At 59.9% G+C, this 25,035-nt stretch carries 20 protein-coding genes; 13 read left to right on the top strand and 7 right to left on the bottom strand.

Annotation, left to right across the window (positions count from 1 at the left end):
- The 6 genes from adhE to cysW form a co-directional block, all read left to right on the top strand.
- Window positions 1–2,147: bifunctional acetaldehyde-CoA/alcohol dehydrogenase (gene adhE / locus NW808_RS10865; RefSeq protein WP_414421195.1), on the top strand; the 2,147-nt coding region annotated here is incomplete at its 5' end.
- A gap of 28 nt (window positions 2,148–2,175) precedes the next feature.
- Window positions 2,176–4,983, top strand: coding sequence for a GNAT family N-acetyltransferase (locus NW808_RS10860; RefSeq protein WP_414421194.1), 2,808 nt, complete (start codon window positions 2,176–2,178; stop codon window positions 4,981–4,983).
- A 68-nt stretch (window positions 4,984–5,051) separates the two neighbouring features.
- Window positions 5,052–6,092, top strand: coding sequence for a sulfate ABC transporter substrate-binding protein (locus NW808_RS10855; protein ID WP_414421193.1), 1,041 nt, complete (start codon window positions 5,052–5,054; stop codon window positions 6,090–6,092).
- A gap of 175 nt (window positions 6,093–6,267) precedes the next feature.
- A complete protein-coding gene (locus NW808_RS10850) occupies window positions 6,268–7,311 on the top strand; it encodes a sulfate/molybdate ABC transporter ATP-binding protein (protein ID WP_414421192.1) in 1,044 nt (347 codons plus the stop codon).
- A gap of 6 nt (window positions 7,312–7,317) precedes the next feature.
- Window positions 7,318–8,130, top strand: a complete 813-nt coding sequence (gene cysT, locus NW808_RS10845) for a sulfate ABC transporter permease subunit CysT (RefSeq protein WP_414402644.1) — start codon at window positions 7,318–7,320, stop codon at window positions 8,128–8,130.
- A complete protein-coding gene (cysW, locus tag NW808_RS10840; protein ID WP_011429375.1) occupies window positions 8,120–8,959 on the top strand; it encodes a sulfate ABC transporter permease subunit CysW in 840 nt (279 codons plus the stop codon). The genes cysT and cysW overlap by 11 nt, the downstream gene beginning before the upstream one ends.
- 13 nt (window positions 8,960–8,972) lie before the next feature.
- Here the strand turns inward: cysW and msrA are convergent, their stop codons facing one another.
- From msrA to sfsA, 3 genes are all read right to left on the bottom strand, one after another.
- Window positions 8,973–9,647, bottom strand: coding sequence for a peptide-methionine (S)-S-oxide reductase MsrA (gene msrA / locus NW808_RS10835; protein WP_414409715.1), 675 nt, complete (start codon window positions 9,645–9,647; stop codon window positions 8,973–8,975).
- Between the two features lie 81 nt (window positions 9,648–9,728).
- Complete coding sequence (gene xth / locus NW808_RS10830; protein ID WP_414409601.1) at window positions 9,729–10,514, bottom strand: exodeoxyribonuclease III; 786 nt, start codon at window positions 10,512–10,514, stop codon at window positions 9,729–9,731.
- A 14-nt stretch (window positions 10,515–10,528) separates the two neighbouring features.
- Window positions 10,529–11,248, bottom strand: coding sequence for a DNA/RNA nuclease SfsA (gene sfsA / locus NW808_RS10825; RefSeq protein ID WP_414421191.1), 720 nt, complete (start codon window positions 11,246–11,248; stop codon window positions 10,529–10,531).
- A gap of 183 nt (window positions 11,249–11,431) precedes the next feature.
- On the opposite strand from sfsA, the gene NW808_RS10820 reads away from it, so the two are divergent.
- Together NW808_RS10820 and NW808_RS10815 are read left to right on the top strand one after the other, a co-directional pair.
- Window positions 11,432–12,028: an NYN domain-containing protein gene (locus NW808_RS10820; RefSeq protein WP_414393469.1), complete on the top strand. Its 597-nt coding sequence runs from the start codon at window positions 11,432–11,434 to the stop codon at window positions 12,026–12,028.
- Between the two features lie 172 nt (window positions 12,029–12,200).
- Window positions 12,201–14,552 (top strand): AAA family ATPase, encoded by a 2,352-nt coding sequence (locus NW808_RS10815; protein ID WP_414421190.1) that lies wholly within the window; start codon window positions 12,201–12,203, stop codon window positions 14,550–14,552.
- Between the two features lie 35 nt (window positions 14,553–14,587).
- On the opposite strand, the gene cbiE is transcribed toward NW808_RS10815, so the two are convergent.
- Complete coding sequence (gene cbiE / locus NW808_RS10810) at window positions 14,588–15,823, bottom strand: precorrin-6y C5,15-methyltransferase (decarboxylating) subunit CbiE (RefSeq protein WP_414421189.1); 1,236 nt, start codon at window positions 15,821–15,823, stop codon at window positions 14,588–14,590.
- A 107-nt stretch (window positions 15,824–15,930) separates the two neighbouring features.
- On the bottom strand, window positions 15,931–16,557 hold the full coding sequence (locus NW808_RS10805) for a cobalt-precorrin-8X methylmutase (protein ID WP_414421188.1): 627 nt from the start codon (window positions 16,555–16,557) through the stop codon (window positions 15,931–15,933).
- Between the two features lie 135 nt (window positions 16,558–16,692).
- On the opposite strand from NW808_RS10805, the gene NW808_RS10800 reads away from it, so the two are divergent.
- On the top strand, window positions 16,693–17,742 hold the full coding sequence (locus NW808_RS10800; RefSeq protein WP_414421187.1) for an alpha/beta fold hydrolase: 1,050 nt from the start codon (window positions 16,693–16,695) through the stop codon (window positions 17,740–17,742).
- Between the two features lie 151 nt (window positions 17,743–17,893).
- The gene (gene ribH, locus NW808_RS10795) at window positions 17,894–18,472 is read left to right on the top strand and encodes a 6,7-dimethyl-8-ribityllumazine synthase (RefSeq protein WP_414393477.1); all 579 of its coding nucleotides are present in this window, start codon (window positions 17,894–17,896) and stop codon (window positions 18,470–18,472) included.
- Here the strand turns inward: ribH and htpG are convergent.
- Both htpG and NW808_RS10785 read right to left on the bottom strand, forming a co-directional pair.
- The gene (gene htpG / locus NW808_RS10790; RefSeq protein WP_414405529.1) at window positions 18,466–20,325 is read right to left on the bottom strand and encodes a molecular chaperone HtpG; all 1,860 of its coding nucleotides are present in this window, start codon (window positions 20,323–20,325) and stop codon (window positions 18,466–18,468) included. The two genes, ribH and htpG, sit on opposite strands and share 7 nt — an antisense overlap.
- Window positions 20,326–20,489: 164 nt before the next feature.
- A complete protein-coding gene (locus NW808_RS10785) occupies window positions 20,490–21,833 on the bottom strand; it encodes an LCP family protein (protein WP_414421186.1) in 1,344 nt (447 codons plus the stop codon).
- 139 nt (window positions 21,834–21,972) lie between these two features.
- Here NW808_RS10785 and NW808_RS10780 point away from each other — a divergent pair, with 139 nt between their 5' ends.
- The 3 genes from NW808_RS10780 to NW808_RS10770 all read left to right on the top strand — a co-directional run bounded on the left by NW808_RS10780 (window position 21,973) and on the right by NW808_RS10770 (window position 25,032).
- Window positions 21,973–22,650 (top strand): 4'-phosphopantetheinyl transferase family protein, encoded by a 678-nt coding sequence (locus tag NW808_RS10780; protein WP_414421185.1) that lies wholly within the window; start codon window positions 21,973–21,975, stop codon window positions 22,648–22,650.
- A gap of 72 nt (window positions 22,651–22,722) precedes the next feature.
- The gene (locus NW808_RS10775; protein ID WP_414405532.1) at window positions 22,723–23,172 is read left to right on the top strand and encodes a sulfocyanin-like copper-binding protein; all 450 of its coding nucleotides are present in this window, start codon (window positions 22,723–22,725) and stop codon (window positions 23,170–23,172) included.
- A 636-nt stretch (window positions 23,173–23,808) separates the two neighbouring features.
- Window positions 23,809–25,032, top strand: coding sequence for a glycosyltransferase (locus tag NW808_RS10770; RefSeq protein ID WP_414409592.1), 1,224 nt, complete (start codon window positions 23,809–23,811; stop codon window positions 25,030–25,032).
- Window positions 25,033–25,035: the final 3 nt, after the last annotated feature.

Genomic DNA, 25,035 nt, shown 5'->3' with positions numbered 1-25,035 from the left:
CGGCGGTGGGGGTGTTTGGCTGGATTGACGCGCCCACGATTGAGCTCTCCCAGGCTTTGATGCAGCATCCTGAGGTGAAGCTGATCCTGGCCACCGGGGGCCCTGGCATGGTCAAGGCGGCCTATTCTTCCGGCCACCCATCTTTGGGGGTGGGGGCAGGCAATACCCCGGCAGTGATCGATGCCAGCGCCGACATCCCCACAGCCGTCAGCTCGATTATCTTGAGCAAGACCTTCGACAACGGCATGATCTGCGCCTCAGAACAGGCGGTGATCGTGGTGGATGCTGTTTACGAGCAGGTCAAGGCCGAATTCCGCCAGCGGGGGGCCTACTTTTTGGATCCGGAACAAACGCAAGCGGTGCGCTGCCTCCTCCTCAAAGACGGCCGCCTCAATCCGGCTATTGTCGGCCAATCGGTGCAGACCATTGCCGCTCTGGCCGGGATCCAAGTACCCGAAGGCACGAAGCTCCTGATTGGAGAAGTGGACAAGGTGGGGCCTGAGGAGCCGTTCTCCTACGAAAAATTGGCCCCTGTTTTGGCCCTCTACCGCGCCAAGGATTTCCACAGCGCTGTCGATATTGCCGTCCAAGTGGTCAATTTCGGTGGGCGGGGTCACACCTCTGTTTTGTATACCGATCCAGCCAATCGGGACGATATTGCCTACTTTGAGAATGCCCTACAAACAGGGCGGGTGCTGATCAACACCCCCTCTTCGCAGGGGGCGATTGGGGATCTCTACAACTTCAGGCTGGATCCCTCGTTAACGTTGGGCTGTGGCACGTGGGGGGGCAACTCCGTCTCGGACAATGTGGGGCCGCGCCACCTGCTCAACGTCAAAACGGTGGCCTACCGGCGGGAAAATATGCTCTGGTTCCGGGTGCCGCCCAAGATCTACTTTAAGCGGGGATGTCTGCCGGTGGCCTTGAGGGAGTTGGCCGGCAAAAAGCGGGCTTTTTTGGTTACCGACAAGCCCCTTTTCGAGCTGGGTGTGCTGCAGCCGGTTACCCGGGTTCTCGAGGAGCTCCAGATAAAGTGGGATGTCTACCACGACGTGGAGCCGGATCCCACCCTCAGCGCCGTCAACCGCGGCCTGGAGCAGCTGCGCCAGTTTCAGCCGGATGTCATCATCGCCGTGGGCGGCGGATCCCCCATGGACGCGGCCAAGGTGATGTGGCTGATGTACGAGCAGCCCCAGCTGGAGTTTGAAGGCCTGGCAACGCGCTTTATGGACATCCGCAAGCGGGTCTACGAGCTGCCGCCGCTGGGGCAAAAGGCCCAACTGGTCTGCATCCCCACCACTTCCGGGACGGGATCCGAGGTGACACCCTTTGCGGTGGTGACCGACGACCGGGTGGGGATCAAGTACCCCCTGGCGGACTACGCCCTCACCCCCAGCATGGCCATCGTGGATCCGGATCTCACCCTGAAGATGCCCAAGAAGCTAACCGCCTACAGCGGCATCGACGCCCTCACCCATGCTTTGGAAGCCTATGTCTCGGTGATGGCCAGCGAGTTTACCGACGGGCTGGCGCTGCAGGCGATTAAGCTGCTGATGACCTACCTGCCGCGGGCCTACGAGAGGGGGGCCGAAGATCCAGAAGCGCGGGAAAAAGTCCACTACGCTGCCACCATTGCCGGCATGGCCTTTGCCAACGCCTTTTTGGGGGTGTGCCACTCCCTGGCGCACAAGCTGGGATCCACCTTCCACCTGCCCCACGGCCTGGCCAACGCTTTGATGATTACCCACGTCATCCGCTACAACGCCACCGACGCTCCCTTCAAGCAGGCCATCTTTCCCCAATACCGCTACCCCAACGCCAAGCACCGCTATGCCGAGATTGCCGATTACCTGCAGTTGGGCGGGGCCAATGACGATGAAAAGGTCATGCGCCTCATTGAGGCCATCGAGGAGCTCAAGCGGAAGCTGGGGATCCCGGCCAGCATTCGCGAGGCCCTCAGCGAGAGCGAGCAGGCGTTCTACGACCGTCTGGAAGCGATGGCGGAGCAGGCTTTTGACGACCAATGCACCGGCGCCAACCCCCGCTACCCCCTCATCCAGGATATGAAGGAGCTGTACATCTTGGCCTATCGGGGCTGCCGGGTAGAGGCTGCTCTCTACCACCAGCCGGAGCCGGCTCTGGCCTAAGAGCCGCCTTTTTGCTCCCAGCCAAAACGTGACCCCCACCCTGGCAACGGCTATGGCTACGCTGCACCGCCCCGATCCCAGCCTCGACATCTGGAAGGCCAGATCCCACCCCTTAGCTCCCATTTTTCTGCCCCGCTCGGTGGCCGTGGTGGGGGCAACAGAGCGCGAGGGCAGTGTTGGGCGCACGGTGCTGTGGAACCTCATTAGCCATCCCTTTGGCGGCACGGTCTACCCGGTCAACCCCAAGCGGCACCAGGTGTTGGGCATCCGGGCCTACGAGCGGCTTTCCGCCTTGCTCGAGCCGGTGGATCTGGCCATCATCGCCATCCCGGCAGCCGGGGTGCCGGCGGTTATCCAAGAATGCGTCGAGGCCGGAGTCAAGGGGGCCATTGTCCTCTCGGCAGGCTTTAAGGAAATCGGCCCGGAGGGGTTGGCCCTGGAAAAGACCATCCAACAGGCCGCCCGCGGCAAGTTGCGCCTAATTGGCCCCAACTGCCTGGGGATCCAAAACCCCCACACTGGCTTGAATGCCACCTTTGCCGCCCAGATGGCCCGACCCGGCAACGTGGGGTTTATCAGCCAAAGCGGGGCCCTCTGCACTTCAATCCTGGACTGGAGCCTGCGGGAAAATGTGGGCTTTAGCGCCTTCATCTCCCTGGGATCAATGCTGGATGTGGGCTGGGGGGATCTGATCGACTACCTGGGCGAGGATCCCCATACCCACAGCATTGTCCTCTACATGGAATCCATTGGAGATGCCCGCTCCTTCTTATCGGCAGCCCGCGAGGTGGCCCTGAGCAAGCCCATCATCGTCATCAAGGCGGGACGCACCCAGGCAGCAGCCCAGGCAGCAGCCTCCCACACGGGATCCCTCACCGGCAGCGACGCGGTTTTGGATGCGGCCTTTCGCCGTTGTGGTGTGCTGCGGGTGGATCGCATTGAAGATCTCTTCGACATGGCGGAGGTGCTGGCCAAACAGCCTCGTCCCCAAGGGCCCCACCTCACCATCCTCACCAATGCCGGCGGGCCGGGGGTGCTGGCCACCGACGCCCTCATCCGCGCCGGCGGATCCCTGGCCCAGCTTTCTCCCCAAACCCTGGAGCAGCTCAACCAGATCCTGCCGCCCCACTGGAGCCACGGCAACCCCATCGATATCCTGGGCGATGCCGGCCCGGAGCGCTTTGCCCAGGCGCTGGAAGTGGTGCTGCGGGATCCCGCTAGCCAGGGCTGTTTGGTAATCCTCACCCCCCAAGCCATGACGGATCCCACGGCCACGGCTGAGAAAGTGGTGGAGACCTGGCGGCGCAGCGGATCCCGCCAACCCATCCTGGCCAGTTGGATGGGGGGAGCCCTGGTGGATGCCGGCGAGCAGATCCTCAACCAGGCCGGGATCCCCACCTACCGCTACCCCGACCAGGCGGCGCGGGTGTTTAGCTACTTGTGGCGCTTTAGCGACAACCTCAAGGCCCTCTACGAAACTCCCACTTTGCCCCCTGCAAGAGCGGTCGAGCGGGATAGGGTGCACCAAATCCTCAGCCAAGCCCGGCAGCAAGGTCGCACGCTCTTAACCGAGGTCGAGTCCAAGGAGATCCTAGCCGCCTACGGGATCCCGGTGGTGCCCACGCGGGTGGCAGCAAGTTCGGAAGCGGCGGTGGAAGCTGCTGAGGCCATAGGCTACCCGGTGGTGCTGAAGCTTTACTCCCACACCCTCACCCACAAAAGCGACGTAGGCGGCGTGCAGCTCAACCTGCCCGATGCCGAGGCAGTGCGGCGAGCCTTTGCCCAGATCCGCAGCAACGTCAGCGAGAAAGCAGGGCCAGAGCACTTTCAAGGGGTGACGGTGCAGCCCATGGTTCCCACCAACGGCTACGAGCTGATCCTGGGCAGCAGCGAGGATCCCCAGTTTGGGCCGATGTTGCTGTTTGGCAGTGGCGGCCAACTGGTGGAGGTGTTTCAGGATCGCTCCATTGGCCTTCCCCCCCTCAACACCACCTTGGCCCGGCGTCTGATGGAAAACACCCTCATCTACAAAGCCCTCAAGGGGGTGCGGGGACGCCCAGCCGTCGATCTGGAGGCCCTGGAACAGCTCTTGGTGCGCTTTAGCCAACTGGTGGCCGAGCAGCGGGAGATCAAAGAGATCGACATCAACCCGCTGCTGGCTTCCAGCGAGGGCCTGCTGGCTTTGGATGCCCGCGTCATTTTGCGCGCGGAGCAAGAACCACCCGTGCCGTTGGCCATCCGCCCCTACCCCAGCCAGTACATCTGGCCCTTCCGCGACGGCATCACCATCCGCCCCATCCGTCCCGAAGACGAGCCGCTGGTGATCGAGTTTCACCGCCACGTCTCCGACTACAGCCTCTACCTGCGCTACTTCCACCCCATCCAATACAGCGCTCGCATTGCCCACGAGCGCCTGGTTCGCCTCTGCTTTAATGACTACGACCGCGAGATTGCCCTAGTGGCCGAGCGGCAAGACCCAGAACCCCAGCTCCTTGGCATCAGCCGTCTCTCCAAAAAACACGGCCTTCCTCAGGAAGCGGAGTTTGCCCTCTTGGTGGCGGATCCCTACCAAAGACAGGGGATCGGCACGGAGCTCTTGACCCGCCTCATTCAGGTGGCCCGCTGCGAAGGGATCCAGCGCCTGGCCGGCGAGGTGCTCAGCGAAAACGAGGGCATGCGCCGCCTGTGTAGGCGCTCGGGGTTCCAGTTGCTCCCCTCCCCAGAGGATCCCGGCCTCCTCAGGGCCACGTTGGATCTTGCTGCCGATGCAGCGCTCCCCACGCCCTGCCTAGGGAGCCCTGGCTCCAAAAACGGTTTACCGACCGGCTTACCGTAGAATAGATCCCTGACGCCCAACCTTCCCTCGTCTTCGGGGAGAGGGTTGAGGATGAGAAGCTTTTGGGGATGGCTGTGAACAGATTACCCATCGCGGTGGGCTGGTCGGCGAGAGTGGGGCGGTGGCTGGGGCTGGGATCCCTGGTTCTAGGACTTCTGCTGGGGCTGGGTGGCTGCGGCGGCGGGGCGGGATCCCAGGGGGAAGTGAGGATTCTGCTAGCTTCTTTTGCAGTGACCCGCGATGCCTACCGGCAGATCATCCCTGCCTTTGAGGCCCACTGGCTGGCCCAGACTGGACAACGGGTGCGTGTAGAAAGCAGCTACGCTGGCTCGGCAACGCAAGCGCGGGCGGTCATCGAGGGGCTGGATGCCGACGTAGTAGCCCTGGCCCTGGGCCTGGATGTGGAGCGCATTGTGGCTGCCGGCCTGATTCGGCCGGGTTGGGAAAGTCGCACACCCAACCAAGGGATCGTCACCCGTTCGGTGGTGGTGATGGTAACGCGGGAGGGCAACCCCCACGATATCCGCTCCTGGACGGATCTGGCTCGGCCTGGCTTGCAGGTGGTTACTGCCAACCCCAAAACCTCAGGGGGTGCCCGCTGGAACTTTTTGGCCCTCTGGAGCGCTGTCCCTGAGCCGCAGGCCCTAGCCTTCACTACTCAGGTCTACAAAAACGTCCGCGTCCTGCCGCGGGACTCGCGGGAGGCTACGGATGTCTTTTTCCAAAAAGGGCAGGGGGATGCCCTGCTCACCTACGAACATGAGGTGATCCTGGCGGGCTTGCGCGGCCAGCCCTTGCCCTACGTGGTGCCGGATCCCAACATTTCCATCGACAACCCGGTAGCGGTGGTGGATGCCAACGTAGACCGCAAGGGCACCCGCGCCGTGGCCGAAGCCTTTGTGGACTATCTCTTTACGCCCGAGGCGCAGCGGGCCTTTGCCAAGGTGGGTTTTCGGCCAGTGGAGCCCACGGTGGCGCAAGAGTTTGCCTGGCGTTACCCTCCTGTTGAGAAACTGGTAACCGTTGCCGACCTAGGCGGCTGGGAGACAATCCAAAACCGCTTCTTTGCCGATGGGGCTTTGTTTGACCGCATTCAAGCCGAGTTGTAGGGAGGCTCCCTTGTTTTGGATTCCCATTCAAGTTATTCTGGGAGCTGTATCAACGGTTTGTTGACAGGTTTACCGTAGATTAGGTGGGCGTTTAACTTCCCTCAACCTTTTGAGAAGACTCAGCCGGCAACCAATCCAGCAACTTCTCAGGCAAACCACTAGCTAGGCAGAGCCTATGGGCATCACCATTGCAGGGGTATCGAAGCGTTTCGGCGAGTTTCAGGCGCTCTACCCTACCGATCTCACCATCCCCACGGGATCCCTAGTGGCTTTGTTGGGGCCGTCGGGTTCTGGCAAATCTACCCTGCTGCGCCTGATTGCCGGCCTGGAGAAGCCAGACACGGGGCGGATTTTCCTCACCGGGCGGGATGCCACCCACGCCAGCGTCCAGGAGCGCAACGTCGGCTTTGTCTTCCAGCACTACGCCCTGTTTAAGCACATGACGGTGCGGCAGAACATTGCCTTTGGCCTGGAGATCCGCAGGCTGCCAAGAGCTGAAATTCGGGCACGGGTGGACGAGCTGCTGGAGCTGGTGCAACTGTCGGGGTTTGGGGATCACTACCCCTCCCAGCTTTCGGGGGGGCAGCGGCAGCGGGTGGCCCTGGCCCGTGCTCTGGCGGTGGAGCCGCAGGTGTTGCTTTTGGATGAGCCCTTCGGGGCGCTGGATGCCAGGGTGCGCAAGGAGCTGCGCCAGTGGCTGCGGCGCCTACACGACGAGGTGCATGTCACCACCGTCCTGGTTACCCACGACCAAGAAGAGGCTATGGAGGTGGCCGACCAAATTGTGGTCATGAACCAGGGGCGGATCGAACAGGTGGGATCCCCTGCCGAGATCTACGACCATCCGGCCACCCCCTTTGTCATGAGCTTTATTGGCCCGGTCAACGAGCTCTCGCCCCGCTCCGTATTATCCTGCCAGCTCCCTGAAGCGCAGGCCGGCCCGCATCGGCTTTTCTTGCGCCCCCATGATGTCCAAATCGAGCTCAGCCCCACCAGCAGCGGTGTCTCGGCTTGGGTCAAAGAGATCATCCACCTAGGGCGGGAGATCCAGGCGGAGCTGGTCTTGAGCGATGGCGGATCCCTCTGGGCCCACCTCAGCCGCGAGCAATACACCAACCAACCCCTGCACATTGGGCAGCAGGTTTACGTGCGCCCCAGGGTAATCAAAGCCTTCCCCATCAAGAAAACGGAAATGACAGCCATGGCGGTGGGAGCTTAGGGAACCTTGCTGCAGGCGGTGTTTCCAGTGTCTTGGCCGTGGTGGCTGACCCTGGGCTATCTCTTCCTGATGTTGGTCTTGCCACTAGCTGCCTTGGTTGCCAAGGCCAGCACCTTGGGTTGGGCAGAGTTTTGGCGAATTGCCACCGATCCCCTGGCTCTCTCTGCCTATGAGGTTACTTTTGTAACCGCCTTGCTGGCGGCCTTAGTGAACGGTGTGATGGGCACTCTAACCGCCTGGGTGTTGGTGCGCTACGCCTTCCCTGGGAAAAAGCTCCTCGAGGGGTTGATTGATCTGCCCTTTGCCCTGCCCACGGCTGTGGCCGGCCTCACCCTGGCGACCGTCTACAGCAGCAACGGCTGGATAGGATCCCTGCTGGCTCCCTTGGGAATCCGCATTGCCTTTACCCGCTGGGGGGTGGGGGTAGCAATGCTGTTTATCTCTTTTCCCTTTGTGGTGCGAACCGTGCAGCCGGTGCTGCAGGAACTGGAACCGGATGTGGAAGAAGCCGCCTGGAGCTTGGGCGCCTCCCGCTGGCAGACCTTTCGCCGAGTGGTGCTGCCGCAAATTCTGCCGTCTATCCTAACGGGGGTGGCGTTGGGGTTTTCTCGCGCTGTCGGTGAGTATGGCTCCATCGTCATTATTGCCGCCAGCATCCCCTTCGAAGATTTGATTGCAGCGGTGCTGGTCATCCAAAGACTGGAACAGTACGACTACGCCGGCGCCACGGTGATTGGGACGGTGATGCTGGTGATCTCCTTCCTGTCGCTGGCGGTGATTAACCTTCTGCAAGGCTGGGCAAGTCGCCATGAGACCTAAGGGAGTTGCCGAGGTTCAAGGGAAGCCACCCGCCAACCCTTGGCTGGCTGGCCTGCTGATTGGGATCGTCTTGCTCTATGTGGGGCTGCTCATCGGGATCCCCCTGGTGAATGTCTTCTACCAGGCGTTGCGGGAAGGGATCCCCAGTTTTTTTCAGCACCTGGGGGAGCGAGAGTTTCTCAGCGCAGCCCGCTTGACTTTGCTAACTGCCCTGGTTGTCGTGCCTCTCAATACTCTTTTTGGCCTCTGCGCTGCCATAGCGCTAGCACGCCGCCGCTTTCCAGGGCGGGCCTTGCTGCTTAGCCTCATTGACCTGCCCTTTTCCATTTCGCCGGTAGTAGCCGGCCTGATGCTGGTGCTGATCTTTGGCCGTCAAGGTTGGCTGGGATCCTGGAACCTGCGGGTCATTTTTGCGTTTCCAGGCATTGTGCTGGCCACGGCTTTCATCACCTTGCCCTTTGTGGTGCGGGAAGTATTGCCGGTGTTGGAAGAGGCCGGCACCGAGGAAGAAGAAGCCGCCAAAACTCTGGGGGCCAATTCCTGGCAGGTCTTCTGGCGGATTACCCTGCCCAACATCCGCTGGGGCCTCTTGTATGGAGTCATCCTCACCAATGCCCGCGCCATGGGGGAGTTTGGCGCTGTGGCGGTGGTCTCGGGCAACATCGTTGGGCGCACCCAAACCCTGCCTCTGTTTGTGGAAGATGCCTATCGCAGCTATGCCACAGGATCAGCCTATGCAGCCGCGGTGGTGCTTTCTTTGCTGGCGGTGGTGACCCTAGTGGCCAGGGAGCTGCTGGAGCGGGGATCCCCTTCCCGCCGCATCTTTTAGGTTCCCTCTCTCTCTAGGGAGCAAGGTCGGGGGTGAGGAGCTCCGGCAGCGGTACCCCAGTTCCCCCCAGGCCGCAGTAGCCGCGCGGGTTTTTGGCGAGGTACTGCTGGTGGTAGTCTTCGGCGTAGTAGAACTCTGGAGCCTCCAGGATCTCAGTAGTGATGGGGCCGTAGCCATGGGCGCTCAGGACTTGCTGGTAGAGGTCGCGGGTTTTTTCCGCCAGCTCCCGCTGGGTCTGGGAATAGACGTAGATGCCGGAGCGATACTGAGTGCCCACATCATTGCCCTGGCGCATCCCCTGGGTGGGATTGTGGTTTTCCCAAAACACTTTCAAGAGCTGGAGGTAGCTAATCTGGCTGGGATCGTAAACCACCCGCACCACCTCGTTGTGGCCAGTTAAGCCGGTGCAGACCTCTTCATAGGTGGGGTTGGGAGTATACCCGCCCGCATAGCCCACTGCAGTGGTATACACCCCAGGCAACTGCCAAAACCTGCGCTCCGCTCCCCAGAAGCAGCCCATGCCAAACATGGCTAGCTCCATCCCCTCGGGAAAAGGGGGCTTCAGGGGCGTGCCCTTGACGTAGTGCCGGTTAACGATTGCCATTGGCTCGGAGCGGCCCGGCAAAGCCTCCTCCGGGGTGGGCAGGGTCAGTTTCTTGCTCAGTTTGCCGAAACCAAAGAGCGCCATGGCGGCAGCCCGATACATTCGTTAACGTCTACCAGCCTAGCGTAGATAGCCGCTGTTGTCTCAAGGGAGCAGCTTAGGGTTTTAGACTGCCAGCTCCACAACCACAGGGGCATGGTCGCTGGGCTTTTCTGCCCGCCGCGGCTCGACGTCGATCCAGCAAGCCGTAGCTTTGTCCTGAAGCAGGGGGGAAAGGTAGAGGTGGTCAATGCGCCAGCCCCGATTCTTCTGGAACCCCCCGGCCCGGTAGTCCCACCAGCTAAAATGCCCAGGGTCCGGGTTAAACTTGCGAAAGGCATCCTCAAAGCCCAAAGCCAGGATCTCCCGTAGGGCCTGCCGCTCCGGCTCAGAGGCCATGATTTCTCCGGCTTTGCCGGGATCGCAGATATCCCGATCTTCCGGGGCGATGTTGAAGTCGCCACAGAGCAGAATAGGCTGCCCCTGGTCGAGGGCCACCTGGAGGTAGTCTTTCAGGCAGGCCAGCCAGCGCAACTTGTAGGCGTACTTGTCAGATCCCACCGCCTCGCCATTGGGCACGTAGAGGTTGAGGATGCGGATGCCGTGGTAGAGGCCGCCAATAAGCCGCTTTTGCTCATCCAGCTCTGCAGCTGCTGGCAGCAGGGCAGCAAAGCCCCGCTCCACCTTTTCCGGCACCTCCCGGCTGATGAGGGCAACGCCGTTGTAGGCTTTCTGCCCGTACACCTCCACATGAAAGCCCCGCTCCTCGAAGGGGGCACGGGGAAACTCCGCATCCACCACCTTGGTCTCCTGCAGGCAGAGCACATCCAGGGATCCCTGCTTGTCCAGCCAGGCCAAAACCTGGGGCAGGCGGCTGCGGATGGAGTTGACATTCCAGGTGGCTACTCGCATCCCAGAAGGTTCTCTCAAGCCACAAGCTTAGCTAGGCCCAGGGGGCGGATCCCTTGCGGCGAAACCTCGACCCGGTAGGGCAGCACCTCAACCCCCGCCTGCAGGGCCTGGTGAAACAGACGGGCATAGCGGGGATCCCGTTCTGCTCCGGGGGCAAACTCGGTGCAATCGGCGCGGTTAATCCAATACAGCAGCAGAGCCCGCTGACCCTGTCGGCGGATCTCCATCAAGTCTTCCAGGTGTTTTTGACCGCGAGTCGTCACGGTATCGGGAAAAAGGGCACAGGAGCCAACAGCCCAGGTTGTATTTTTAACCTCCAGGTAGGCACAGCCGCCCGGCCCCTCCAAAAGAAAGTCCACCCTGCTTTTGCCCCAGACCACTTCCCGCCGCCAGCGGGAAAACTGAGCCAGTTGGGGGAACCAGCCCTGCTGCAGCCCCCATTCCACTAGGCGATTGGGTAGGCCAGTGTTGATCCCTACCCACACCTCCCCCACTTGGATCATCTCCCAGGTGTAGGCCAGCTTGCGCCTGGGATCGGGGTGATAGGAGAGGCAAACGGGTGCCCCCACCTGGCAAACTCCCGTCATCGGGCCGGTGTTGGGGCAGTGGGCAGTTACCTGTTGCCCATTTTCCAGCTCCACCTCGGCAAAGAAGCGCTTGCAGCGGCCGCGCAACACGCCTTTGAGTAGGGGAATGGGGAAACGATAGGGTGGCGGGCCCTCCTGCCCAGGCATCTGCAAGTGCCCTCCAGCTAAGTATTTTTTCTTTAGGATTTTGGAAGTCTTCCAGGGGGGAGCGATCTTCTACGCTAGGGTAATGGCGTAAGCTAGGGCTCTCATGGGCCGATGCCTTGCTCCCCTGATTTTAATATCCTACCTTTTCTATCCCTTGGCCAAAACTTGGAGAAGAAAACTCGAATGTTGCGTCTTGACCCTGACCCTGGCTTTCAGCTTCCGGAGCCTTTTCAGGACAACCGCGGGCGCGTAGCCATCTTCATTGACGGGGCCAACCTCTTCTACGCTGCCCTGCAGATGGGCATTGAGATTGACTACACCCGCCTCCTGAAGACGCTCACCGGCCGTTCTCCCCTTCTGCGCTCCTTTTTCTACACCGGCGTCGACCGCAACAACGAAAAGCAGCAGGGGTTTTTGCTCTGGATGCGCCGCAATGGCTTCCGTGTGGTTACCAAAGAGCTGACCCAACTCCCCGATGGATCCAAGCGGGCCAACCTAGATGTGGAGATTGCCGTGGACATGTTGTCGCTGGTGCGCTGGTATGAGACAGCGGTGCTGGTAAGCGGCGACGGGGACTTGGCCTATGCCGTCAATGCTGTCAGCTACCAGGGAGCACGGGTAGAGGTGGTTAGCCTGCGCTCTATGACCAGCGATCAGCTCATCAACTTGGCGGATCGCTACATCGACCTGGAGTCCATCAAGGACTACATCAAGAAAACCAATCGTTCTTCTTACCTCTACCGAGGGGGGGTTAGCAACGACGAGGAGGACGAGGGCTAGAGCCCTAGGAGGCCCACCACTTCCCAGCCCTCCTGCCATTCTAGGCAAATGCCCGCCTGGCTTCCTAGCCCCTCTGCTGGGAAGCTAGGTTACCTCCTAGACCCCCTGTCCATTTAGAAAGAAAGTTACAGTGGTACTTTTGGCTCATTAGTGCTCCAGAACCTCCCTTTCCATGAGCTACTTGGTTATTGACACCGAGGGCAACCCTAACCTCGAAGAGATTGCCATTGTCGACAGCAGCGGTAAGCTTGTTTACCACGCCCATACCCAGGAATACTCGCCTGGCCACCCCCAGCCCAAGCCTTTAGCCCAGATTGTTGCAGACCTGCGGCGTTTGGCCCAAGGTAAAACCCTCGTTTTCCACCGCGCAGAGCACGACCTAAAAATCCTTAAACAAGCCTTTGAGCAAGCTAACCAAGAGTGGCTTCCTAACCCCGTTTTTTGCACTTGGCTAGCTGCCAAGGAATGTTTCCCCAACCTCCCCAGCTACAGTCTAGAGTATCTTAGCAAACATCTTGGTATCCAACTGGAGAGCGGCTATTTCAACTCCAAACTGGCCCACGACGCCAGCTACGATGCTCTTTTTACCTATCACCTCTATCGCCACCTCACCCACGCTCAGCTCAAAGCTCAGAATATTCCCAACCCCTTTGCCAGCAGTAGAGTTGACAATCCCTTTCAGAGTTACCCCGACGAGGCTACCATCTATCAGTCTCAGTACCAGCAACTCATAGCCGTTCTCCAGGACATTCAACGGGATCCCAACCACCAGAGCCGGGGCGTTGTCCTACTGGGGGAACCTGGATCCGGCAAGACTCACCTAATCATGCGGGTGGCCCAAAACCTGCTGCGCCACAACCGTCTCCTGTTTATCCCTCAGCCCACCCATCCCGACAACATCTATCACCACATCTACAGCCACACCCTGGAATCCCTGCGAGAACAAGTTGATGCTCGTCACCATACTCAGCTTGATTATCTCGTTGCCAAAAGCTTTGTGGAAATCTTGAAAACTTCCCCCAAACTTCAAAAAAATGAGGAGCTTCTCTCTATTCTCACTGCGGATCCCCTTAATCTCTTTCATCGCCTAGGAGCAGAAGGCAGCGAGCGTCGTCGTCAGCAATGGCAAGCCATTGAAAAACTGGTTCTGCGCTGGTGGGCAGAGCAAAACTTCCTTACCGGTTCCACCGAAAACATTCTCAAGGGCATCATCAAATACTGCAGCTACAGGGATCCCAACCGCCGTCACCAGATCATCCGCTGGCTCAGCGGTACCGACCTGGATCCTGAAGAAACCAACTTGATTGGGTTGCCCCCTTGGAGTGCAGATCTGGATCGCAACACCTTTGCCCTAGAAGGGATGAAAGTCATCGGCAGGCTTTCGCTGCTCGACCAGCCCCTGATCATTGTCTTCGACCAATTGGAGGCTCTGGGCCGAGAGGAAAATCGAGATATCCTTCTCAACTTTGGCGATGCCCTGAAAGAGCTTTTTACCCGTATCCCCAACAGTCTGTTTATCCTCAATCTGTTCCCCGACCGTTGGCAACATTTCCAAACCCAATTTGACCGGGCCACCGTTGATCGTCTCTCCCAAACCGTTCTCTCTCTGGATCCCCCCTCTCTTCCCCAGCTTCAAACCCTTCTGCAAACCCGTCTGCCCTCAGGGATCCACCTCCAAGCTCTCTTCACCGCCGATGACCTCAGCGATATCCTCAGCCAACCCTCCATCCGCGCCATTCTCAACCGAGCCTCAGCCTACTACCGCCACTACATCAACGGGATCCCTCTCCCTCCCCAGGTGCAAGTTGTACCCACTGCCAGCAATCTAGCCGCCCGCGTCCAGCGCCTCGAGACTGAGCTGCAAACCCTCAAACAACTGCTCATCCCCCTTCTGCCTGCCCACGGCCCCTCCATCGTTCTATCTCCACCCCTTCGGGATCCCAGCCGATCTGCCGATCTTGTTGAGACGCTGGATCCCTATCTCCGCACCACTGAGGCTCAGCTCCGCGCCGCCTATCCTCAAGAGGCGATCATCGACAGCACAGCTGATATCGGCAAATTGCGCACCATCGTCAATGCCCTGCAAGGGATCCATCCTGTCCCCATGAGCACCCTGAAGCTGGGCAAACGCAAGCTTCCAGATCACCTCTATTTCCCCAGCCAAAAGCGGGTGATTGCCTTTATCCAAGTGGCTGCTGGCAGCATGTATTGGCAGGTCAATAACTTCAACCAATTGGTGATTGCTCACCCTGGGCTTCAGTTTCTCTTGCTGCGGGACGCCCGCCTCAAGCCTCCTTCTCCAACAGCTACTGCCACCCAAGCGGCCTTGGCTGCCCTCAACAACAGCCCTAATGGCAAGTATGAGCTGCTCACCAAAGAGGATCGCATTCACCTGGAGCTGATGTACAGAATGATCGCCGACATCCAAAACCGCGACTTGGAGCTAGACCTGACCTCAGCCGTTCGGTACTATCTTGAGCATAGGGATCCCCCCCTTATCGCCTGGATCCTAGGCCGTGCCTAAGCCTTCCCTGAACTCTCTCCCATTCAGTTGAGGGCTTAGTGGAACTTCGAGGTGGAAGGGATTGCTTGCAGCAGGTAAACGGGGTTAAGGGGGGAAAAGCGAGTGCCCTCAGCCAAGGCCGTGGAGCGGGAGATCTGGACATGTTCCACTCGCACCTGCCAGCCCTGTGAGCGCAGCCACTGCAGGGTTTCGCTGCAGGTTTCTAGGGTGGCGAAGTTGGCTACCAGGATCCCTCCAGGCCGTAGGCGGGGCGCCACTGTGGGCAGGAGCTGGGGGATCCCCTTTCCACCCCCTCCCAGCAACACCCGATCCGGATCCGGCAGGTCAGCCAGCACCTGAGGCGCTGCCCCTGGGATTACCTGCAGGTTTTCCAGACCAAAGCGTTGGCGGTTGCGCTGGATGAGACAAATGCCCATGGCGTTGCGCTCGATGGCATAGACCTGGAGCTGGGAAGAGAGGCGGGCGATCTCCACAGCCACTGAGCCCGTGCCAGCCCCGATATCCCACACCACCCCCCGTCGCGGCAATTGCAAGGCTCCCAAGGTGAGGAGGCGGATGGGCTGCTTGGTGATTAGGCCGGGCTGGTCGGGAAAGGTGTGGAACTGGTCGTCCGGGATCCCAACCAAAGGCCAGCGGCTGGGATCCGGTTTCGGCTCAACGCGCCGCAGCACCACCAGGTTAGGGCTGGGGAAGGCAGAGTTCTCCCCTTCCTGCAGGGGCACGATCTGCTCCTGGGGGGATCCCAGTTGGCTGCACACCCAGGCCTGGTAGCGCACTGGCAGCCGCAGGTCGGCAATGAACTGGGCCAAGCTGACTGGTGTGTGCTCTGGATCGGTGAGCACTACAATCACAGGGGATCCCTGTTTGAGAACGGGTTCCAACTGCTCCATTCCCCGCCCATGCAGGCTGAGGATAGTGGCCTCCTGCCAGGGGATCTGTAGGCGGTTGAGGGCCAACTGTACCGAGCTCACCTGGGGATAAAAAGCCAACTGCTCCCTCGGGAAATACTGGGTCAGCAGGCGCCCAATCCCAAAAAACAGCGGATCCCCGCTGGCCAACAAGACCAGGGATCCCTGCGCTAGCTCCTGCTGCAGAAGCGGGATCCAACTTTCCACTGACCCGGTCAGCGGGATCTTGCGGGCTGGATGGTCAGCAAAGTGCTGGAGTAGGCTAGGAGGCCCGGCCAGGACTTTGGCCTGCGAAAGGGGTGGGATCCCCCAGGAAGCCACCGAGCCATCTCCGGCTACCCCTACAACTGCAAGCTGAGGCAACTGGCTCGCCATCTAGCGTTCGACAGGCGGGTGTACTGGCGTATGGGGTTTCCTGCATTTCTATCGCGGCGAGATTCCTGGATGGCCTTCCCAGCTCGTCCCCAATTCTAGTCCCGGCGGGCAGCCAGCAGCAGGGCATTGACAATGGCGGCAGCCACCGGGGATCCCCCTTTACGGCCCTCCACCCGAATCTGGGGAACCTCTGTCTGGGCCAAGGCTTGCTTTGCCTCTTCTACTGCCACAAAGCCCACCGGCACCCCAATCACCAGGCTGGGCCGAACCCGCTGCGCCCGAATCTCTTCCACCAGCGCCAGCAGGGCTGTGGGCGCGTTGCCGACGACAAAGATTGCCTCCGGGTGACGGCGGGCCACCTTGATCATCCCTTGAGCAGTGCGGGTTTGCCCCGCCTCGAGGGGCTCTTCCACCCAGTCCAAGGCGCAGTGGAGCGGAATCCCTTGGGCCTGCAGACCAGCTTGGATCCCGGCGGCTACCATCCTCACATCCACCACCACTGGCCGTTTTTGCCGCAGGGCCGCTAGCCCCGCCTCAACCGCCGTGGGGCTGAACACAAAGCGATCCCGGAGCTCGAAGTCAGCAGTGGCGTGGATAGCGCGGCGCACGATCTCATAGGGGATCCCCTGCCAGGGGTGGGGGCCGATCTCTTGGTCAATCTGGCGAAAGCTGGCTGCTGTAATCGGGTCTATCCAGGCCGTCTCGTCGGTTTTCTCGCTCATCGAATCTGCAAGCTCAAGCGAAGACTGCTGGCGGGCGGAAGCTGGGCGGAACCTCTAGTCCCCAAAACGCCTCGTTAGTCCACTCTAGACGCTCCGAAGAAGCGGCCATGATTGGTCTATTCTGATGGAGGTGGCTTGTTCGCTCCTTCCTTGCACACACCCAACCCCCTTTCTATTCCCTCCGCGCCGGGATCCCTACCTTCCCCGTCCCAGGCAGGCGACAGCAGGGATCCCCTCTCGGGCCTGCCTCGCTACGGCCACTCTCAAACCTGGCTTTGGCGCGGCTGGCCGGTTCACTTCACCTACACTCCTAGTCGCGCCCAAACTCCTGCAGGCCAGGTAAACTTGGTGGCAGCGCCGGCTCTTTTAATCCACGGCTTTGGCGCCTCCGTCGGCCACTGGCGCCACAACATCGTCCCTCTAGGATCCCAGCGCCCTGTCTACGCCCTTGACTTGCTGGGATTTGGCAAGAGCGCCAAGCCGGAGATCGCCTACAGCGTCGATCTCTGGGTGGAGCAGGTGTACGAGTTTTGGCGCGTCCACATCCGCCAGCCTGTGATCCTGGTTGGCCACTCCCTTGGCGGGTTGGTGGGGGTGATTGCGGCTGCCCGCTATCCCCAGATGGTGAGGGGCCTATGCTTGATTAGCTGCGCCGACGGGCCCCATCCAGAAGAACTGCCCCCTCCCTGGGATGCCCTAGTGCGAGCTTTCTGCGAGGGGATCCTGGCGCTGCTGGGCCCTCACCTCTTTAATTGGCTGCGACAGACTAAGGTGCTGCGGGCTTGGATCAAGAACGTCTACAAGCGCGATGAGCAAGTGGACGATGAGCTGGTGCAGATCTTCCAAACGCCAGCTTTTGAGCCAGGAGCAGCCCACGTGTTCTTGGACAGCCTCAGGGCCATCCTCTGCCGCCCCTTCGATAGCCCCAAGCGCCTCCTGCCCACCCTCAAAATGCCCATTCTCCTCCTCTGGGGTCAAGAGGATCCAGCGGTACCCAGCTTTTTGGCAGATCAGTTCAAGCACTGGCAGCCAGCTCTTACGTTGGTGAAGCTACCGGGGGTGGGTCACTGCGCCCACGACGAGCTGCCTCACTGGGTCAACACCCTCATCGGCGAGTGGGCCGCCAGCCTGGAGACATGTACCAGACTGCCGCGCCGTCCGGCCAGGGATCCCTTCCTGGCCTAGCTAGATCACTGGGGGAGGATGTCAATCTTGCTGCTCGATGGGCAGCTGCAGAACTATCCTCCTGAAAGTGGGATGGCAAGAAGTATGTCAGGATGGAAGAGTGCAGCTTTGTAGCCTAGAGGAGGCCGCTTCCTTTTCCTGGAGCAGCAAGATGGCAGTTTACGAGGGGAATTTTACGCAGACAGGCGATCTGCGTCTAGCTATCGTCATCAGTCGGTTTAACGATTTGATTGTGGGCAAGTTGTTGGAGGGGTGCCAGGATGCTCTGAGGCGGCATGGCCTGGATGTCAGCCCCGAGAGCCGCCAGGTGGACTACTACTGGGTGCCTGGCAGCTTTGAGGTGCCGCTGGTGGCCCACCAACTGGCCCAGTCCCGCCGCTACGATGCCATCATCTGCCTGGGGGCGGTGATCCGAGGGCAGACCCCCCACTTTGACTATGTGTCGGCAGAGGTGGCCAAGGGGATCGCGGCAGCAGGCTTTCGCACTGGCGTGCCGGTCATTTTCGGGATCCTCACGGCGGACACCCTGCAGCAGGCGCTGGAGCGAGCCGGGATCAAAAACAACAAAGGCTGGGAGTACGCCATGAGCGCCCTGGAGATGGCTACGCTCATGCGTCAAGTGGCTCCCCTTCTCCAAGAAAGTAGAAACGGCGCTGGCCCTCGTCCCCCCTTGCCTGGGGCAGCAGAAGCCCTGCAAGCAGGGGCAAGCTGGGAGAGTGCTGCCTACTGACGGCGGGTAAGCCGCGTCAGCACCTCGTTAGAGCGCTGCACGAAAGCCCGCGCCGCTGCCGGGTCGAAGCTTTTCTGGGTAATCAGCGCCAGGTCATAGATGTGGTTGCAGATAAGGTTGACTAGCTCTGGATCCCGGCCCTCCTCGGCTAAAGCTTGCAGGTTCTGAATGAGGGGATGGGCAGTGTTGACCACTAAGGTGTGTTCTTCCAAAAACTCCATCGGCTTCTGTTGCAGGATGGCATTGAGCTCCTGCAAGCGCCGCAGGGTTTCCGGCAGCAGGATCATGGCCGGCACAGACTCGGACTTAAGGGCCTCAGCCTTGATCTGCAGCTTTTCTTTCCCCAGCGCCTGACGGAAAAGATCTACTAGCTTTTCACTACGGGTTTTCTGAGTTAGGGGGTCGACAAGCTCAGCAGCTTTGTCTTTGTTGATCAGGGCTTCATCCAACTCCGAGTCCACCCGCTTAAATTGGATCCCCTCTTCGCGATACTCTCGCTCCAGGAAGCTGCTGAAATGGCTGTCGATCCAGCTATCTAGCATGATGACTTCTAGGCCCTGGGAGCGGTGCAGGTCAATGTAGGCGCTCTGGGCTGCCTCGTCCGTGGCGTAGTAAACCCGCTTGTTCTGTTTCTCTCGCGTGCGCTCTAGGTATTCCTTGAGGGTCACGTACTCGGGTTTGTCGGCAGGGGATCCGGCCACTCGGAAGATGAGAATGTCCTTAATCTGGGCAAAGAATTTGTCGCTATTCATTGCCCCAAACTTCATAAATAGGCTGATATCGGGCCAGACCCTGACGTACTTTTCGTAGTCTTCTCGGTAGAGCTCGTTGAGGCGATCCGCCACCTTTTTGGCTATGTGATCCCCAATGCGCCTGACAGTGCGGTCGTTCTGTAGGAAACTGCGGGAGACGTTGAGAGGAATATCAGGGCTGTCGATGGCACCGCGAAGGGGCAGGAGGAACTTAGGGATAACTTCCTCGCAGTTATCCTGGACAAAAACTTGGTTGCAAAACAGTTTAACTTGGCCCTTGGTGGGATCGATGTCCGGGCGCAGTTTGGGGAAGTAAAGGATCCCTTGCACAATGAAAGGATAGTCCGTGTTGATGTGAACCCAGAAGTGGGGATCTTCCTGGAAGGGATACAGGTAGCGGTAAAACTCCAGGTAGTCCTCGTCTTTGAGCTCTGAGGGAGAAATCTTCCAGAGGGGCTTTTGCCGGTTGATGACTTCTCCATTGAGCTTGATGGGAACGGGAATAAAATCGCAGTACTTGCGCACCAATTCGCGGATGCGACTTGGATCCAGGTACTCCTCGCTATCGGGGGTTAGGTAAAGGGTGACGGTGGTGCCGATAGCAGAGCGCTGGGAATCCGAGAGGGTAAAATTGGGGCTGCCGTCACAGGACCATTTCACAGGGGTGCTGCCGGGCTGGTAGGAAAGGGTGTCGATCTCCACCCGCTGCGCCACCATAAAGGAAGAATAAAAACCTAGGCCAAAGTGGCCGATGATCACCTGGTCAGCACCCTTGTCTTTGTACTTTTGAATAAACTCTTCAGCGCTGGAAAAGGCCACTTGGTTGATATATTTTTTCACCTCTTCGGCAGTCATGCCGATGCCAGTGTCGCTTACGGAGAGAGTCTTTGCCTCTTTGTTGAGCGCAATAACAATCTCTGGTTCTGGAGGCTCCGTCACTTCGCCGGCCAGCTTGGCCATTTTCAGCTTGGCAATAGCGTCAGCAGCGTTAGAGATCAGCTCCCGCAAAAAGATCTCGCGATCCGAGTAGAGAAACTGCTTGATGATGGGAAAAATATTTTCCGTGTGGACAGTGATGGCTCCTTGCTCCAAGACGGCCATAGGTAGCTTGTCACTCGAACCAGCTTAGTTCCAATTTACCAAGAAGACCAAGCCTCAAGCCTTGCCCACTACTATGCATGACCTTCGTAGGCCCCAGTAGAGCGGCTTTGTGCTCTGCCGTTTAGGGCAGCAGGGCAATAAATCTGCACTCAAACCAGCTGGCCCTAGAGGCTCTGAGCTTGGTTCCTACTAAGGGTAAGCTGCTCCGCCCAATCTCGACCTAGGCGAATGGTGACGTCGGAGTTGAGAACTCCCGTGGACTCCACCCGCACCTCTCCTAGCCCAATGGCAGCGCGAACCTGCCTAGCCCCCTCCCGGTCCCCACTTTGGGCAAGGATCTCGGTGCGCGGCAACACCTGGGGGCTATCCTCGACGGCAAAAGCTTGGGCATAGCCCTGTCTAACCAGTTCTTGCACCATGCGGCGGGCCATCCCCGGCTTGCCGGTAGCGTTTTGCACGGCTATGCGCAGGTGTTGCGGCGGGATGGGGGTTACTTCCGCCTCTAGGCCAAAATGGGTGGCGGCCACACGGCGGATCCCGGCCAGATCCGGCAGCCAGTAGCTGGTGGCAAATTCTCCCGCCTGGCTGAAGCGGCCCGGCAACAGCACCAGATCCATGCGATCCCCGCCGTAGGTGAGAAGGAATTTGGCCAAGCTCAAGACTTCTTCCCAGGTGAGGTTGGTATCCAAGTGGGCGCGGACAACCTGCAAAACCTTTGGGATGCGCGGCCAGACGGCAGGGGAGAGCAGTTCCCGGCTGAGGGCCCGCAGCAGCTCCTGTTGCCGTTGCACCCGGCCAATATCTCCTAACCCCAGCTGGTCGTGGCGAAAGCGGGCAAAGTGGTGGGCCTGTTTGCCGTTGAGGCGGTGCCAGCCGGGTTGTAGGGTAATGAACAACTGCTGCGTACGATCCACGTAGTGCATGGGCTCCGGCACGTAGACCTCTACGCCACCCACCGCGTCAATCAGCGCTTCCAGGGCTTCGGTATTGAGGCGGACGTAGCGGTCAATCGGGATCCCGCCCAGCAACTGGCTTACCACCTGAGCTGTTAGGGCGGGGCCTCCCACCACGTTGGCGGCGTTGATCTTGGCCACGCCGAAGCCGGGCAGGCGCACGCGGGTGTCGCGGGGGATCGACAACACGGTAATCCGCCGCGCCTGGGGGTCAAAGCGGGCTAGAAGAATGGTGTCAGAGCGGGTGTTGAAGCGGTCCTGATCCCCTGTTCCCAAGAGGACGGGATCTGGCCTGTCGAGGCCCAGAATGAGGATGTGCAAGGATCGATCTAGAGCAGCGGCGCGCAGGGCATCCGGTCGAAAGGCTGCCTGTTCCTCAGCACTTAGAGAAGGGGGAAGGATCGGGCGGGGCAGTATGGCCGCCAGGAAGGCCCCAGCGGAGCCGGACAAAATAGCCGTAAAGCCCAGCAACAGCCAGAGGATCCCTTGGCAAATGGCCTGTTGTCGAGCGGCGCGAACAGGGCCGGGGCGGGGTGGGTAGTGAAAGGAAGACATTAGCTCGAGCCGGGCCTTGGGAACACGTCTAAAGGAAGTACTGTCTAGGTGGTGTTGCCAACCACGCCAGCTCAAGGCCATGTTACCCCATTCGCAACCTCTCGAGCTGTCTAGGTCTCAAGAGGGTGGAAGGGTAAGATTGCGGCAGCCGCTGGTGGAGCTGGAAAAGCCGGAGATCCACCTGTGGCTACAGGCAGTGCCCCCTCTGGAGGTGTTGCTTCCTCAGCTTGACCTGCTCTCCCTCGAGGAACGGCAGCGGGCGGGGCAATTGCAACTGGTGGGGGATCGGCGCCGTTTTCTGGCTGGCCGCTTGTTGCTGCGAACTTTGCTTAGCCACTATAGCGGCATTCCGCCTCAAGCCATCTCCCTCGACCGCACGGCTAACGGTAAGCCCTACTGGCGGGATCCACCTCTGCCGCTGCAGTTTAACCTCAGCCACTCCCACCAGTGGATCCTGGTTGGCTTGGCGCTGCACCGTCGAATTGGCGTGGACTTGGAGCGGATCCGACCCGTGCCCCGCTGGCAGCGCATTGCCCGCCGCTACTTTTCTGCTGCCGAGCAAGCTTACCTCCTAGCCTGCCCACCGCCAGAGCGAGATGCGGCTTTTTTGCAGATATGGACCCAAAAAGAGGCTCTCCTAAAAGCCATGGGTGTGGGCCTGGCTGGTGCCAAAAGGTTGGCCAGGGATCCCGGCTGGCTAACCTTGCCTCTGGGGGTTGCCGATGGCTACGTTGCAGCGGTAGCGGTGGAATGGGAGAGGGGAACAGCCGAAGAGGCGCCCCCAACCGTGCGGCTTGGTCAAGTACCCCCTGGCTAAAGTTGGGGGTTGCCTGCCCCGTTTTTCGTGAATTGCTATCTTAGGTTTCCAGGCGGAGTTTCCCTGTTGGGTATGCTGCGTGGGCTGCGCTATCTCCTGCTAGTGAGCTTTTGTCTGTGGATGTTGAGCAGCGGGATCTCCTGGCCGGCGTGGGGACGGGATCTGTCGCGGCAAACGCCCCAGGACAGGGCAGTCGAGCTGGGCACGGTTGACAACCAGTTGGTATTTGCGCCTAAGGAGCTCTTTTTTCGCAATGGCAACCTCTACCGATTGCGCTTGAGCAACCCCAGCCAATTGAAGCACTACTTCAGCGCCAAGGACTTTGCCGATGCTGTTTGGACACGCAAACTGGAAGTGGCTGGCGTGGAAATTAAAGGGCAGGTCCGAGAAATTGAGCTCAAGCCGGGCGCGTCGGTGGAGTGGCAGTTTATCCCCCTCAAATCTGGGGTCTACTCTCTGGCTTGCACCATCCCTGGTCACGCAGAAGCCGGCATGATTGGCCAGATCACCATTGGCGACTAGGCGGCTCCCTGGGCTGGCCGGTTAAAGGAGAGAAAGACGTCGCCGAGCAAATGATGAACAATCCTCTCCTGCCTAGAGTGCGACGCTGGATGCAACAGCCGCAGGCGGCATCTGCTCGCAAAGCCTAGCCCTCTCTTTCTGAGCAGCTCCCCTTCACAGCTGTCCACGGGATCTGCTGCTACAACGAGCCACAGTTGACGGTTGGCAGCCGCTCGCCGCAGACGTTTATCGCCCCTGCAGTGGAGGCGGTTGGCAAGAGGCCGGCCCCCTGCCCTACGTTTCGGTTCAGTTGCTCTCTCTGCCCACCCAGCTCTACCTGCGCCAACTACCGCCCACAGATAGCAACGGGCCAGAGGGCCCTCTGCAACCCCTTGGCGGCTTAGCCATGGCGCAGCTCCTCCTCGACTGGCAGGCCAAACAAACGCTCATCGAGGCTTGCGAGAGCCCAACTCTGCCGCGGCCTAGATCCCGCTCCCTTCGACGGGATCTTCCTAGGCAAGCTGGGCAGGTGGAGAACTGTCTAGCTCTGGGGGTTATCCCCCGATAGGATAGGGGATTAGCGCTTTGGTGGCGCGGAGCGGTGTTTCCGCGCTCCTGCTTAGGATTCTCCTCGATGTTTTTTGGATGGCCTGCTGAATGCCTCAGGGAACTCTTACTTCGTCCAACCATCCGCAAGCTTCGACAGTCCCTATTCAAATCCCGCCGCTCTCTCAGCCCACCTCTGTCCAGCTATCGCTGGTTGTTCCCACCTACAACGAGGCCTCCAGCATCTGCAGCCTGATCCGGCAGTTGTGTGCCCACCTGGACAAAATCCTACCTGGGGCCTACGAGCTGATCGTGGTGGATGACAATAGCCCCGATTACACCGCCAAAGTGGCCCAGGAACTGCAAGAGGAATTTCCCCAACTGCAGGTTATCTGCCGAGACCACGAACGGGGGCTGGCCACGGCGGTGTTGCGGGGATGGCAAGCGGCCCGCGGCGAGGTCCTGGGGGTGATGGATGGGGACTTGCAGCACCCGCCGGAGATTGTTCTCAAGCTGTGGCCTGCCATCCAAGAGGGAGTAGACCTGGTGGTGGGCAGCCGCTACGCGGAGTCGGGGGGAGTGAGCCACTGGAACCTGGGCCGGCGCCTCGTCTCCCGGGGGGCCCAGTGGATTGGGCTGATGCTACTTCCTGGGGTTTTTAGGCGGGTGTCGGATCCTCTCAGCGGGTTGTTTCTAGTCAGACGCCAGGCTATTGCCGGGATCCCGCTCAGCCCCAAAGGCTACAAGCTGCTAGTTGAGGTGCTGGCGCGGGGCCGGGTGAGGACCATTGCTGAAGTCGGCTACATCTTTCAGGAGCGCCAAAACGGCGAGAGCAAAATCCAACTGCAAACCTGCCTCCAGTATCTCCACCACCTCATTGCGCTGCGCTTTTCGCTAGGTCAAGTGGGATCCTTTTTGCGCTTCAGCATGGTTGGACTGTCCGGCACGTTTGTGGATATGACATTGCTGTATCTGTTCCACGATCCCAACAACTTAGGGTGGGATCTGGCTATCAGCAAACTTATCGCCTCTGAGGTGGCCATCCTCAATAACTTCCTCTGGAACGACCTGTGGACCTTTCGCCATGTCACTCGGCTACAGCCAGGCCTCTGGAATCGTCTGCAGCGACTGGTCAAGTTTAATGTCATTTGCTTGATTGGCCTGCTGCTCAACTCTTTGTTGTTGATCTTGCTAAGCGAGCGCCTGGGCATTCACTATTTGCTCGCTAACTTGATCGCAATTGGTATTGTTGTATTTTGGAACTTTTATCTCAACGCTAAACTGAGCTGGCGGGTGGCAGCACCAAGGTCAGATGCCCATGGCAGCCAGTCCTGATCC

The organism is Synechococcus sp. W70.1, from assembly GCF_047461515.1.
In the GTDB taxonomy this organism is placed as follows: domain Bacteria; phylum Cyanobacteriota; class Cyanobacteriia; order Thermostichales; family Thermostichaceae; genus Thermostichus.
Note: the sequence above shows the minus strand (reverse complement) of the source record. Positions and strands in the feature narration are given on the sequence as shown.